This window comes from Streptomyces plumbidurans, from assembly GCF_019857225.1.
GTDB classification, from domain to species: Bacteria; Actinomycetota; Actinomycetes; order Streptomycetales; family Streptomycetaceae; genus Streptomyces; species Streptomyces plumbidurans.
The window spans coordinates 74229-87631 of sequence record NZ_JAFJSY010000004.1; the positions used below are offsets into that span (position 1 = coordinate 74229).

The 13403-nt window shown below is 71.2% G+C and carries 13 protein-coding genes; 6 read left to right on the top strand and 7 right to left on the bottom strand.

Features of this window, described 5'->3' with window-relative positions; genetic code table 11:
- The first annotated feature begins 81 nt into the window (after nucleotides 1–81).
- Entirely contained in the window at nucleotides 82–930 is an 849-nt protein-coding gene (locus JYK17_RS03295; RefSeq protein WP_128801224.1) for a polysaccharide deacetylase family protein, read from the top strand.
- A gap of 31 nt (nucleotides 931–961) precedes the next feature.
- On the opposite strand, the gene JYK17_RS03300 is transcribed toward JYK17_RS03295, so the two are convergent.
- Nucleotides 962–1627, bottom strand: a complete 666-nt coding sequence (locus tag JYK17_RS03300) for a class F sortase (protein WP_108012279.1) — start codon at nucleotides 1625–1627, stop codon at nucleotides 962–964.
- A 332-nt stretch (nucleotides 1628–1959) separates the two neighbouring features.
- On the opposite strand from JYK17_RS03300, the gene JYK17_RS03305 reads away from it, so the two are divergent.
- Complete coding sequence (locus tag JYK17_RS03305) at nucleotides 1960–2457, top strand: hypothetical protein (protein WP_108012280.1); 498 nt, start codon at nucleotides 1960–1962, stop codon at nucleotides 2455–2457.
- 149 nt (nucleotides 2458–2606) lie between these two features.
- Here JYK17_RS03305 and JYK17_RS03310 read toward each other — a convergent pair whose 3' ends face one another.
- From JYK17_RS03310 to JYK17_RS03320, 3 genes are all read right to left on the bottom strand, one after another.
- Nucleotides 2607–3158: a hypothetical protein gene (locus tag JYK17_RS03310; protein ID WP_108012281.1), complete on the bottom strand. Its 552-nt coding sequence runs from the start codon at nucleotides 3156–3158 to the stop codon at nucleotides 2607–2609.
- Nucleotides 3159–3356: 198 nt separating this feature from the next.
- Entirely contained in the window at nucleotides 3357–4121 is a 765-nt protein-coding gene (locus tag JYK17_RS03315) for a bestrophin-like domain (protein ID WP_108012282.1), read from the bottom strand.
- A gap of 16 nt (nucleotides 4122–4137) precedes the next feature.
- Nucleotides 4138–4275 carry a hypothetical protein gene (locus JYK17_RS03320; protein WP_206660277.1) on the bottom strand — a complete coding sequence of 46 codons (138 nt, stop codon included), beginning with the start codon at nucleotides 4273–4275 and terminating at the stop codon, nucleotides 4138–4140.
- Nucleotides 4276–5026: 751 nt separating this feature from the next.
- Here JYK17_RS03320 and JYK17_RS03325 point away from each other — a divergent pair.
- The 3 genes from JYK17_RS03325 (at nucleotide 5027) to JYK17_RS03335 (ending at nucleotide 9192) form a co-directional block, all read left to right on the top strand.
- On the top strand, nucleotides 5027–5980 hold the full coding sequence (locus JYK17_RS03325; protein ID WP_108012284.1) for an SCO0930 family lipoprotein: 954 nt from the start codon (nucleotides 5027–5029) through the stop codon (nucleotides 5978–5980).
- Nucleotides 5981–6247: 267 nt separating this feature from the next.
- Entirely contained in the window at nucleotides 6248–7060 is an 813-nt protein-coding gene (locus JYK17_RS03330) for an SAM-dependent methyltransferase (RefSeq protein WP_128801221.1), read from the top strand.
- Entirely contained in the window at nucleotides 7057–9192 is a 2136-nt protein-coding gene (locus JYK17_RS03335; RefSeq protein WP_128801220.1) for a putative bifunctional diguanylate cyclase/phosphodiesterase, read from the top strand. Before JYK17_RS03330 ends, JYK17_RS03335 begins: the two co-directional genes overlap by 4 nt.
- Nucleotides 9193–9417: 225 nt before the next feature.
- Here the strand turns inward: JYK17_RS03335 and JYK17_RS03340 are convergent, their stop codons facing one another.
- From JYK17_RS03340 to JYK17_RS03350, 3 genes are all read right to left on the bottom strand, one after another.
- A complete protein-coding gene (locus JYK17_RS03340) occupies nucleotides 9418–11139 on the bottom strand; it encodes an MFS transporter (RefSeq protein WP_108012287.1) in 1722 nt (573 codons plus the stop codon).
- Nucleotides 11140–11185: 46 nt separating this feature from the next.
- Nucleotides 11186–11659: a MarR family winged helix-turn-helix transcriptional regulator gene (locus tag JYK17_RS03345; protein WP_234548276.1), complete on the bottom strand. Its 474-nt coding sequence runs from the start codon at nucleotides 11657–11659 to the stop codon at nucleotides 11186–11188.
- 64 nt (nucleotides 11660–11723) lie between these two features.
- The gene (locus tag JYK17_RS03350; protein ID WP_128801219.1) at nucleotides 11724–12611 is read right to left on the bottom strand and encodes a LysR family transcriptional regulator; all 888 of its coding nucleotides are present in this window, start codon (nucleotides 12609–12611) and stop codon (nucleotides 11724–11726) included.
- 120 nt (nucleotides 12612–12731) lie between these two features.
- On the opposite strand from JYK17_RS03350, the gene JYK17_RS03355 reads away from it, so the two are divergent.
- Nucleotides 12732–13403, top strand: coding sequence for a succinate dehydrogenase (locus tag JYK17_RS03355; RefSeq protein ID WP_108012290.1), 672 nt, complete (start codon nucleotides 12732–12734; stop codon nucleotides 13401–13403).

Below are 13403 nucleotides of genomic sequence, written 5' to 3' on the forward strand. Positions count from 1 at the left end.
GCTGTGGGCCGAGCGGGTGTTTTTCGCGCCCGTGCCGGTGTCGCGGCGGGCGCGGCGCCCCGGTTGGGCGACTGATGGATCATGAAGAAGGATCAGTTGCTCACGCGGCGCCGGGCGTTGCTCGCCGGCGCCGTCGCTCTGGGCGCGGCCGGCACCGCCGGTGCACTCGCCCTGAGCGGGGGCGAGGAGCCGGTCCGGCGCACCCCCGCCCCCGCCCCGGCCGCAGGCCCGCAGTCGCACACCGCGCTCAAGTCGTCCGCCTTCCGCCTCCAGCCGTTGACCGGATACGGAGCACCCCCGCGCGCGGCTCCCGCCAAGGTCCCGGTGCGGCACGAGCCGTTCCTGCGGATGCCCGGACACGGCCGCACCATCGTGCTGACCTTCGACGACGGGCCGGACCCCCGCTACACGCCGCACATCCTGGACACCTTGGCCGAGTACGACGTCCGGGCCACGTTCTTCGTGTGCGGGGAGATGGCCGACTGGAACCGGGACCTGCTGGCCCGCATGGCCGACGAGGGACACATCGTGGGGAACCACACCTGGTCCCACCCGCTGCTGACCCGCCTGAAACGCTCCCGGATCCGCTCCGAGATGGAGCGCACCAGCGACCTCATCGAGAAGGCGTACGGACAGCGGCCGCAGTGGTTCCGCGCCCCCTACGGCGCCTGGAACCGCGCGGCCTTCCAACTCGGCGCCGAAATGGGCATGGAGCCGCTGGCGTGGACGGTCGACACCCTCGACTGGACCACCCCCGGCACCCGCAGCATCATCCACCGGGTCGAGCACGGCGCCGCCCCCGGCGTCGTGGTGCTCTCGCACGACGCCGGGGGCAACCGCTCGCAGACCGTACGCGCCCTGCGCACCTGGCTGCCGCATCTGCTGGACTCCGGCTACCACGTCACCCTGCCGAGACGGCGCTACACCTGACCCGCATGTCGCCCGCCCGGCCGGGGTTTTCTCACTGGACCTCGACCAGGCGGGCGAACACGACGACATTCCCGTCGTAACCGTGTTGCTTGGAGAAACCGCCTCCGCAGGTGATGACCCGCAATTCCGGAGCGCCCTTGGACGCGTAGACGCGATCTCCGGGGAAGTTCTTCTTGTCGAAGACCTCGATGCCGTAGATCTCGAACACGGCGGTCCTTCCGTCCTTTCGGGCGACCTCGACGCGATTTCCCTTTTTCAGGGCCCCGAGGTTGTAGAAGACGGCGGGCCCCTGTTTGTTGTCGACATGGCCCACCACAACCGCGGTGCCCTTTTCGCCGGGAGTCACCCCACCGGTGAACCAGCCCGCCAGATTCGGGTCCTCGGGCGGCGGCGCCGCGACCCAGCCGTCCACGTCCAGACCCACCGGCATCACCGGCGCGTCGACCCGGATGGTGGGAATCCTGACCCGGTCGGGCAGCGCGTACGGCAGAGCCTGGACGGTCGGCGTGGCGCCCGGGACCCGGCTGTCGGCCGCGGCGGCGGAGGCGGGCTGCGGGGGACCCACGTCGAATTCGCCCGAGCCGTTGCGAATGAGCGCGAGGCCGGTCAGCAGGACAAGCGCTATCACGCCCCAAGGAGCGCGCTTCTTGCGCCGCTCCTCCTCTTCAGCCAGTTCGGCCAGCTCGGACGCCGCCATTCGTCACCCCTCTCGACGCGACCGTCGCCACGTCATTCGCGCATACGGCAACGCTAAATGCCGCGCAGGCGACCGGCGACGGGGCGGGGGCGAACGGGTGGCTCGTACGCCTTCGGTGCGCCATCCGAGTTGCCACGGACAGGAAATTTCCGGTGCTCCCGTGACCTGCGGCGATATCGGATTGCGCGGGAACCGCCCGGCGTGTCCTCTCACCAATACGGACCATCGCCGAAATGCGGGCGCGTGCAAGGCATCTGAGGGTCTTTCTGGGAGGCGCTTTCTCGCCGACAGACCGGGGACGGGCCCCGGGGGTGCCTTCCGCGGAGGATCACATGAGTACTCATCGTGCCCTGGCGGTCTCTGCCGCCGCGGTCGCCGCCCTCGGCCTCGCCGCGCCGGTGGCCGTCGCGCGCGACGGCATGAACATCAACCCCACCAACATCGTCGCCCTGCCCAGCGTCATCGCCCGCGGCGGTCAGCTGACCATCACGGTCGACGGCTGCCCGACAGGCGGCGAGGCCACCTCGGACGCCTTCCCGAGGACGCATCTGTCGATGCTCCCCGGCACCAACAGCACGGCGAAGGGGACGGCGACGGTCAACAGGAACGCGAGAAACGGTTCGCACAGCATCACCGTCGTGTGCGGTGGCAAGTCGCTGACGAACCCCGCCGCGTTCACCGTCATCGGCGGTGTCCAGGGCGGCCTCGGCGGCTCCAGCTCCAGCGGTGCGACGCCGACCGACATGGCCATCGGCGGCGGGCTCGTCGCCGCGGCGGTGCTGGCCGGCGGGTTCTTCTGGATGCGGCGCAGGTCCGAGAAGCGGATCTGACCCCCCTCGCCCCTTCTTCGGAGAGCCTTTCGCACGGCTGCCCTCGCACGGCCACAGGTCTTCGCCCCGGAACCCAAGAGAAGTTCCGGGGCGAAGACCTGTCGTGCGTTGTCGTGCACGGTCGTGCGGTGGCGGATGCTGCCGGGCCGTCAGGCCTCGTCCTCGCCGCGGCGGCGCGAGAAGTGGTACGCCGCTCCGACCGAAGCGGCGATGAGCGCCGCGCCCATCCCGATCTCCTTGAGGTCGAACCCGGCGATGCTGCCGCCCTCGCCGGCCTGCACCCCTCGCTGCGGGGTGACCGGCACCGGCGTGGGATTGACCGGTACCGGGGTGGGGTGGCGGGGATGGCCGCCCGCGACGGTCAGATCCGTGGAGCCGCTCGCACCGTCACAGGTGAACGTCACCCGGTAGACCGCGCCCGGCCTGGCGTCCCGGTCGACCGTCGCCGCCCCCCAGGACTGCCCCGGCCGGATCACGACCGTGTCGAACACCGCCGACCTGACCGTGGCCGGGCCCCTGCAGTCGCCGTCCCGGTTCACATGCAGGGTGACATGGCCGCCGGCCGCGACGGTCGAGGGCAGAACGGTGAAGGCGAACGGGGTGATGTCGTGGCCGTCGCCCTTGGCGAGGGCGGCCGGTGCGGAGAGGGCGAGGGCGCCAAGGCCCAGCAGTGCGGCCGAAGCGACGCGTATCGCGCGCATGGTGTTCCTCCGGTCCCCGAGGAGCAGCTGCGGACCCTTTCCGCTTTCGTGATAAATGCACCTCGATGACCGAAACGCTAGGAACGGACGTGCGGATGCGCGATCGCAGTAGCGCGAATGGGGCAACCGTGTGGGCCACCCAGGGGACGGCGACGGCGTGGCGCGCGTCCCTGGGTGGTCGTACGGCGCGAGGGACCGTCAGCCGTGAAGGTGCGGGAAGAGGGTGAGGAACGGTGAGGCCGAGGCGGTGATGCCCCGTGAGTAGGGCGCGTCGAAGTCCCAGATCAGGAACAGCAGGAACGCGATCAGCGCGGAGAACAGCCCGGCGAGGACCAGTTCGCGCACGGTGCGCCGGATCTGCAGCGCGAAGACCATGCCGATGGTGACCACGGCCCCGGCGAGCAGACCGAACCACACGACGCCCGGCATGGTCGCCCCCATGGAGTCGGCCCGGGCGCTGCGAGCCGTGTCCGCCGCGGTGACCTGGTCGAGGAGCGGCTGGTAGGCCTGGGACTCGAAGTCCGTCCTCGGCTGGTAGTCGGTGACGTCCGCGCGGATGCGGTCGAAGAGGGCGTCACCGCGCGGGGTCAGACGCCCGTCGTCGTTCATCGTCTTCCACTCGGTGTTGACGACCTGTCCGACATAACTGTTGACGTCCTCCCGGATCCGGTCCCGGACGTCGGCCGGATAGACCCGCACCCGCTCCGAGATCTCGTGCAGCGCGACGGCCTCCGCCTGCACATGGTCCTGGGCGGCGCTGCGCCCCTCCCACACCCCCGCGATGGCCAGGCCCAGGACGATGGCGTACACCACGCCGATCCACATCGTCATGTACTCGATGACGTCCGGGGTCTCGCTGGTGTCCTCGTCGTCGGGCGCGGCCCGGTGCCGTACCAGGGTGACGATGATCACCACGGCGCATGCGGCCAGCATCGCGAGGGTGAGAACAAGCCATTCCGGCAAGAGTTTCCTCCAGGAATCAGCGCGCCCGCAGGGCGGCGACGGCGATCACGGCGGGCGCCGTGATGAGCAGGACGAAGACGATCGGTGAGGTGCTGCCGTGCGACGGTGCCGTGCGCACCGGCGCCCGGTAGTGCGGATAGGTCACATGGACCACGCGGGGAGGCCGGCTGGGCCGCGCCGAGTGCGCCGGTGTCGGCGTGGGGGCCGGGGGCGGTGCGGCCGCGGGTGGGGGCGTCGGGCTCGCGCTCGGGCGCGGCGGGGCGGGCCGCGCGGGGGGAGGCGGCGGTTTCGGCGTGCGGGTGGGCGTGGGTCTGGGCCTGGGTGCGGGCTTCGGCGGGGGCGAGGGCTTCGGCTTCGGCGGCGGGGGCGTTGGAGTGGGTGTGGGTGTGGGTGTGGGTGTGGGTGTGGGAATCGGCGTATGTGTCGGCGTGGGCTCCGGGCACAGCGGGGGAGTCGGCCAGGAGAGGTCTCCGGCGACCGCCACCGCCCGGGTGCCGTCCGGGCCCGTCGAGGCGTAGGCGCAGGCGTCGGCCCGCGCCGGTCCCGCCGGTGCCCCCACCAGCAGCCAGGTGAGCGTCGCCACGGCCAACGCCCTTGCGGCGAAGGTGGTTTGGGTCGATTCGGGTCCATGCACGACGAAGATCATGAGCCTTGGCGACGCACGGCACGCCGGAGCCCGCCGGGATTGGCCCGAACGAAGGATCAGGCGTGCGCGGCCGTTTGACCGGCCGCCGCCCGGGTGCCCATGGATGCGCACGCGTGTGCGAGATGGCGCCCCGGCGTCACAGGTTCCGGAAAGAAATTTGTGAGGCGGTTGAACACAACCACCCGTCCCGTTCGTACCCATGCTCGTGCGGCGGCGCAGCAGGGCGCTGCAACACCCTTGTGAGTATGGGGAGTTGACGATGAAGACCTCCTGGCGGAGCGCCTCACTCGTGGCAAGCGCTGCGGCTGTGCTGGCGCTGACGACGGCGTGCGGTCAGGAAAGCGGCACGTCGGCGTCGGTCGGCAGCCAGAACGTGGGTGCCACGGCCGCCGCGGGCGGCTACGGCAGCGTCGGTGCCGGCGGCACGGCGAGCGCCAGTCCCGGCAACGGCTACGGCGCCGACGGGCAGGCCCAGGTCCCGGCCGCGGGCAAGCTCGCCGTCACCCAGAACGCCAAGCTCGGCAAGGTGCTGACCGACGGTGCGGGCAAGACCCTGTACCGCTTCGACGACGACACCGCCGAGCCCCCCAAGTCCAGTTGTGACGGCGACTGCGCCAAGGCCTGGCCGCCCGTTCCCGCGGACGACGCCACCGCCGGCGCCGGTATCGACAAGGCCCTGCTCGGCGAGGTCACCCGGTCCGACGGCTCCAAGCAGCTGACCATCGGCGGCTGGCCGGCGTACCGCTATGCCAAGGACACCAAGGCCGGCGACATCACCGGCCAGGGCGTGGGCGAGAAGTGGTTCGCGCTCGCCCCCGACGGCAAGAAGGCCACCCTCGCCAGCCTGCCGGGCCTGTCGGTCCGCAACGACCCCAAGTTCGGCAAGATCGTCGTCGACAAGAACGGCAGGACGGTCTACCGCTTCATCAAGGACGTGGCCTGGCCCGACCCGATCTCCAACTGCACCGGTTCCTGCCTGGAGAAGTGGCCGGCCGTCGCCCCGGTGAAGGCCGACGACACCAAGGGCATCGAGAAGAAGGGCCTGATGGGCTTCACCCGCCCCGACGGTGTCAAGCAGATGACCGTCGACTGCTGGCCCGCGTACACGTTCTCCGGCGACAAGGCACCCGGGGACACCAACGGCCAGGGCGTGGGCGGCACGTGGTACGTCATGTCGCCCGACGGAAAGCCGGTCGGCGCGCCGAAGAAGTAGGCATCACCTCCCCAGGGTTGTTGCACCGGACGCGCGTTCGGCCCCGGCCCGCCCCCTCCGCACCGCACGGAGGGGGCGGGCCGTTCTGGTGCGCCGCCGCGGAGGTCAAGGGCCGGTCCACGTAGGGCGCAGCGCAGGGCGAATGTGGCAATTGCCGCAGGCAGTGACCGGGAACGGATGGTCAATTTCCGTTTCCGCTCGCCCTGTTGGCGGGCGATCAGTAGCCTCAGCTCGAACACCGGATCGCCTACGCCCTTGGAGAGATAGATGGATCGTCCCGCCTGGGCACCACGGAGCATCGACATCTCGGTGCCGAGTGTCGCGCGGATCTACGACTACTACCTGGGCGGTTCGCACAACTTCGAGGTCGACCGGGAGGCGGCCCGCAAGGCGATGGAGTTCATGCCGGGACTCCCCAAGGTCATGCAGGCCAACCGGGCGTTCATGCAGCGTGCGGTGCGCTTCGCCCTTGGCGAGGGCATCGACCAGTTCCTGGACGTCGGTTCGGGCATCCCCACCTTCGGCAACGTCCACGAGGTCGCCCAGTCGGCCCGGCCCGGCGCCCGCGTCGTGTACATCGACCACGACCCGGTCGCCGTCGCCCACAGCCAGGCGGTCCTCGCGGGCAACGAGGACGCCGCCGCCGCCGCGGCCGACCTCCGCAAGCCCCTGGAGATCCTCGCGAGCGACGAGGTGCAGCGACTGATCGACCTGAATCGGCCAGTGGCGCTGCTTCTCGTTGCCATACTGCACTTCGTGGAAGACGAGGACGACCCGTACGGGGCGGTGGCCCAGCTGCGCGACGCGCTCGCGCCCGGCAGCCTGCTGATCCTCACCCATGCCTCGTACGAGGGAATCCCGCTCCCCGCCGAGCGGGCCGCGGGGACGGTGGACGTGTACAAGGACATTCGCAACCCGCTGATCATGCGTTCGCGCGAGGAGATCGCGCAGTTCTTCGAGGGGTACGACATGGTGGAACCGGGACTGGTGTCGATGCCGCACTGGCGGCCCAGGACGGCACCGGAGGACGAGGATCCTTATGCCTTCTCCGGGTTCGCCGGCGTGGGGCGTACGGCGTGACCGCGGAACCGGACGGGCCCAAGGACAGACTGCGCAGGTTCGCGACGATCTGGAGCCGGGCGGTCTTCCCGGTCACCTCGACGTCGCTGACCCGGCCGGAGTTCGAGCAGCAACTCCTGCCACTGGCGCGGCGGTTGACCGACGCGCTGCACTCCCGGGCCGCCGCCGCGGACGAGGGCAGGGCGGTCGGTGCCGCCCTCGTCGCCGCCCACTGCACCGACCCCGAGGCGCTCACCCGCACCCTGGACTGCGTCGACGCCTATCTGGTGCTCTACTGCGGCGAGGACGGCGACCCCGAGGAACTGCGCTCGCGCTGCGCGCGGTTGCAGCACACGATGGCCGCCGGGTTCGCGCAGGCGCTGCGCGAGCGGACGCTCGCCGAGCAGGAGGCGATCTCCGCGGCGGCGCTGAAGGCGCAGGGTGTGGTGGCGCAGGCCCTGCACGCGACCGAGGCCCGCTTCCGCGCGGTCTTCGAGGGCGCGGCGATAGGGATCAGCATCGCCGACCTGGAGGGCAACATCCTTCAGGTCAACGGCGCGCTGCTGCGGATGTTCGGCCTGACCGAGCAGCACTTCCACACCCGTAACGTCAAGGCCTGGACCCACCCCGAGGACGCGCCCCAGACCTGGACGCTCTACGACGAACTCGTCCGCGGCGAGCGCGAGCACTACCACGTCGAGAAGGCGTTCTACCGACCTGACGGAACGGTCCTGTGGACCAATCTGACGGTCTCGCTGCTGCGCGATGCGGACGGCAACCCGCAGTACCAGCTGGCCCTCATGGAGGACACCACCGAGCGCCGGCTGCTCAATCTGCGCCTGCGCTACGAGGCCACCCACGACGCGCTCACCGGTCTGCCCAACCGCACGTTCTTCTTCGAGCGCCTGGAGAAGGCGCTGGGCGCGGGGGACGGCCAGCGCTTCGGGCTGTGCTACCTCGACCTGGACGGCTTCAAGACCGTCAACGACAGCCTCGGCCACGCGGCCGGTGACCGGCTGCTGGTGGAGGTCGCCGACCGGCTGCAGGCCTGCGCGACCGCGCCCGGGGAGATGGTCGCGCGGCTCGGCGGCGACGAGTTCGTGGCGCTGACCACCGGACCCGACACCGAGCGCGACGTCGACGAACTCGCCGCGCGCATCATGAACGCGCTGGTCACGCCGGTCAGCATCGACGGCCGTTCGCTGACCGTGCGCGGCAGCATCGGCATCGTGGAGGGCCCGTCGGGGGAGCGCAGCCCGGCGGAGGTGCTGCGCAGCGCCGACATCACCATGTACCGGGCAAAGTCGGCCGGCGGCAATCGCTTCGAGCTCGCCGACGAGGAGGCCGACGCCCGCGCCATCACCCGGCACGGTCTGACCACCGCGCTGCCGACGGCGCTGGACCGGGGCGAGTTCTTCATCGAGTACCAGCCGCTGGTGCACCTCGGCGACGGCAGTGTGCGCGGCGCCGAGGCCCTGGTGCGCTGGCTGCATCCGCAGCACGGCGTGCTCGGCCCGGACCGCTTCATCCCGCTCGCCGAGCACACCGGCCTGATCGTGCCGCTGGGCCGCTGGGTGCTGGAGCAGTCGGTGCGCCAGGCCCGCGAATGGCGTGAACGCTACGTCGACGCGGGGCCCCTGCGCATCAACGTCAACCTCTCGCCCTGCCAGCTCACGCACCCGGCTCTGGTGCAGGACACGGTCGACATCCTGGAGCGCGCGGGCGTCGCACCGGACGCGCTCTGCCTGGAGGTCACCGAGTCCGCGCTCATCGGCGCCGACGACGCGCTGCTGAAGCCGTTGCGGCGGCTCGCGGAGATGGGCGTGGACATCGCCCTTGACGACTTCGGCACCGGCTACTCGAACCTCGCGAACCTGCGCCGCCTCCCGGTGAGCATCCTCAAGCTGGACCGCTCCTTCACCCAGAGCATGCAGCAGTTCCCGGCGGACCCCGTCGACCTCAAGATCGTGGAGGGGATCGTCGCACTCGCCCACTCCCTGGACCTCGCGGTGACCGTCGAGGGCGTCGAGACCGGGGCGCAGGCCGAGCAACTCCGCATACTGGGCTGCGACACGGCCCAGGGCTGGTACTACGCCCGCCCGGGCCCACCGGACCGCCTGCACGACCTGGCGTTGGTGGACGCGACGGGTTGAGCCGGACGGCGCTTCGGGTGCCGGATGTGCAAGGGGGCGAGCGAGGGGATCGCTCGCCCCCTTGCCGTACGTGCGGCGGAGCGTCATGCGGCGCTGCCGCGCAGGAGCGCCCGACGGCGACAGGCCGGGCGCCGACGCGGGCCCGTGACGGTGTTTCGGGCGCCGGACGCACCGGGGGGCGAGCGAGGGGATTGCTCGCCCCCCTTGCCGTACCGCAGCAAAGCGTCAGGCGGCGCTGCCCCGCAGTTCCGTGAGTGCGTCGTGGGTCAGTGGGCGGGGGGCGTGGTCGGGGTCCACCAGGACGACCGTGCATGCGGCGCTGTGGGTCAGGGCCATGGTCAGGCTGCCGTCGGTGAACTGGACGAGTGCGCCGTGCGGGGAGCGGCCGACGGCGACGGCGCGGGCGCCGATGCGGGCCGCGTGCCGGGCCAGGAGACGGCCGGCCGCCGCGTGGTCGCCGACGCTGACGAGGATCTGCCCGGTGGCGGTGACGCCCTGCCCGGCGAGCCGTTCGAGGTGGCGGGTGACCGCGCGCCGCGCCTCGTCGGCGGGTTCGGTGTCGGCCGCCTGTTCCTCGACGACGGCGGTCTGCTGGACGTGCACCACCTCCAGCGGGCTGCCGCTCTCGCGGGCCAGCCGGGCGGCCGCGTCCACGATGCCGTCCGCACGCTCGTGCGCGCCGACGGCCACGAGGACCGGAGCCGCGCCCGGCGCGGCGGGAGCGGTGACCGGGGTGAGCACCGGGCCGACCTGCTCGCCCTCCTCCGCGCGCGACTCGGCCTGCCGCAGCAGCTTGTGACCGGTGGCGAGGACGGGGATGGCGACGACGAAGGTGGCGGCACCGAGGTAGAACGGCACACTCAGGTCGGTGGCGTCGGCCAGCTTCCCGGCGACGTAGGGCGCCAGACCCCCGCCGATGAAGCGCAGGAAGCCGTACGCGGAGGAGGCGACCGGCCGCTCCACGGGCGACACCAGCATGACGGCCTGGGTGGTCAGGGTGTTGTTGATGCCGATGAAGGCGCCGCTGACGATGACCGCCACGATGACCACGGCGGGCGTGTCGACCCCGGCCGCGATGACGGCCATCACGATCCCGAGGCCGAGCAGATTGGCGTAGAGCACGGGTGCGGTGCCGTACCGCCCCTGCAGACGCGGGGCGAAGAACACGCTGAACGCGGCCACCAGCAGACCCCAGCCGGTGAACACCAGGCCGAGCTGGTGGGCGCTGAGCTCCATCGGGTAGGGCGCGTACCCGAGCATCGTGAAGAAGCCCCAGTTGTACAGCAGCGCCATGATGCCCATGGTCAGCAGCCCGCGGTGGCGCAGCGCCTTGAGCGGGGCCAGCGCCGAGGTGGGTTTGGCCGGCTTGGGCAGCGTCGGGACGAAGGCCAGCGTCGCCGCCAGGGCTATCGCCATCAGCACGGCCACGCCGAAGAAGGGACCGCGCCAGCTGATGGCCCCCAACTCGCCGCCGAGCAGCGGCCCCACGGCGATGCCGAGGCCGAGGGCGGTCTCGTAGAGGATGATCGCGCCACCGAAGCCACCGCTGGCCGAGGCGACGATGACGGCCAGGGAGGTGGCGATGAACAGGGCGTTGCCCAGCCCCCAGCCCGCGCGGAAGCCGACGATGCCGTTGATGGAGCCGGAGGTGCCGGCCAGCGCGGCGAAGACCACGATGACGGCGAGCCCCACCACGAGGGTGCGCTTGGCGCCGAGCCGGCTGGAGACCCAGCCGACGATCAGCATGGCGACGGCCGTGACGATCAGATAGCTGCTGAACAGCAGCGAGACCTGGCTGGGAGTCGCGTGCAGGCTGTCGGCCAGGGCAGGCAGGATCGGGTCGACCAGGCCGATGCCCATGAACGAGATCACGCAGGCGAACGCGACGGCCCAGACGGCCTTCGGTTGCTTGAAGGGGCTTGCGGCCCGCTCGTGCGAAGCACTCATGTGCGGTTCTCTTCCGGGGAGTTGAGGGTCACAGGGGTGGCGGACGTCAGTCGAGGTCGTGGATCGCGCGCGCGAGGGCGGGCAGGGCGGTCCGCACCGCGTCCTGCTCCGGCCCGGACAGTCGGCCGACGACCTCCTGCAGCGCCTGGGTGCGCTCGGTGCGCCGCTGCCGGAAGACCTCCATGCCCGCGTCGGTGGCCTCGACCAGCACGCCCCGCCCGTCCCGGCTGTCGGCGGTGCGCCGGACCAGACCCGCCCGCTCCAGCCGGGTGACCAACTGGGTCATGTTGGGCTGGGACACCCGCTGGGTGCGGGCCAGATCGGTCAGCCGGCAGGCACCCTCGCGGCCGAGGAAGCCGAGCACGGACGAGGCGGCGGTGCTCAGACCGCCGGTGGTGGCGCTGCGGCGGACGTAGAGCACCAGTTGCTCCACGGCGATCATCAGCGCCTCCGGTGACGCCTGTGTGTCTTCGTCCGGCGGCGCCTGGGCATCCGCCGGTTCCATAACCCGCTTATGCATAACCGCATTATGCAGATAGATGTAACTTGAAACAAGGTGCCGAGGGCGACTGTCCGCGGGCCGGCTAGCGCTCCAGCAGCATCCGCTGCAACTCCCGTGCCGCGCGCGGCGGCGCCACATCGCTGCGGTGCGCCAGGGCGATCGTGCGGTGCAGTCCGGGCCGGGCCAGCGGTGTCACCCGCAGCCCGCGTCCCGACCGGGCGGCCACCATGCGCGGCACGACCGCCAGGCCCAGCCCCGCCCGGACGAATCCGAGGACCGCGTCCATCTCGCCGCCCTCGACCGCGAAGTCCGGCTCGAACCCCTCGGCGCGGCAGGCGGCCACCGTCAGTTCGCGCAGGTCGTAGCCGTGCCGGAACATCACCAGGCGCTCGCCCTCCAGGTCGGCGATGCGGACGGTGCGCCGGCCCGGACCGCCCGGCGCCGCCGACTCCGGGGACGACACCACGACCAGGTCCTCGCGCAGCAGCTCCACCGTGGTCAGTGCCGGGGACGGCGTCGGCAGCGGCAGGACGACCAGGGCGAGGTCGAGGGCGCCGCGGGCGAGCTCCCGTACGAGATCGTGGGAGCCGCCCTCCTCGATCAGCAGCCGGATGCCCGGGTAGCGGTCGTGAAAGGCGCGCAGCACGTCCGGCAGCAGACCCGTGCACACGCTCGGCGTCGCGCCCAGCCGGACCCGGCCGCTGCGCAGCTGCACCAGCTCCTGCACCTCGTGCCGGGCGGTGTCCGCGTCGGCCAGGATGCGGCGGGCCAGCGGCAGCAGCGCCTCGCCCGCGTCGGTGAGGGTGATGTTGCCGCGCGCCCGCAGGAACAGATCGGCCCCCAGCTCCCGCTCCAGCGCCTTGATCTGCTGGGACAGGGACGGCTGGGCGACGTGCACCAGATCCGCGGCCCGGGTGAAGTGCCGGGTCTCCGCGACGGCGACGAAGTACTGAAGCTGCTGGAACTGCATGGTGTCACGATAGCTCGCACCTATCGAATCAAGCCGCACCATGTCTTGGACCGATCGGCCCTCGCGGGCCTAGCGTCTTGACTCATGGCTCTGGCAACGCGGACGGACCGACGGCCGTCCATGGCACGCACCGTGTGGGACAGCTCCGTCGGCAAGAAGACGGTGATGGCGGTCAGCGGCGTGATCATGCTGCTGTACCTGGTCGCGCATGTGATCGGCAACCTGAAGATCTTCTTCGGTGCGGGGGAGTTCAACCACTACGCGCACTGGCTGCGCACCGTCGGCGAGCCCTTCATGCACTACGAGTGGACGCTCTGGCTGATCCGAATCGTCCTCGTCGTCGCGGTCGTCGCCCACGCCGTCTCCGCCTACCAGCTCAGCCGCCGCGACATCAGGGCCCGCCCGAGCAAGTACGTGCACAAGAAGCCCGCGGCGAGCTACGCCACGCGCACCATGCGCTGGGGCGGGATCATCCTCGCCCTGTTCATCGTGTGGCACATCCTCGACCTGACCACCGGCACCGTGCACTCCGGCGGCTTCCAGCAGGGCCACCCGTACCAGAACGTCGTGGACACCTTCTCCACCTGGTACGGCAACGTCATCTACATCGTGGCGATGCTCGCCCTCGGCCTGCACATCCAGCACGGCTTCTGGAGCGCCGCGCAGACCCTCGGCGTCGGCAGCCGCACCCGCGACCGCGCCCTGAAGATCACTGGCAACGTCCTCGCACTGCTGCTCACGGCCGGCTTCATCGCCGTACCCGTGGGCGTCATGACCGGAGTGGTGAGCTGA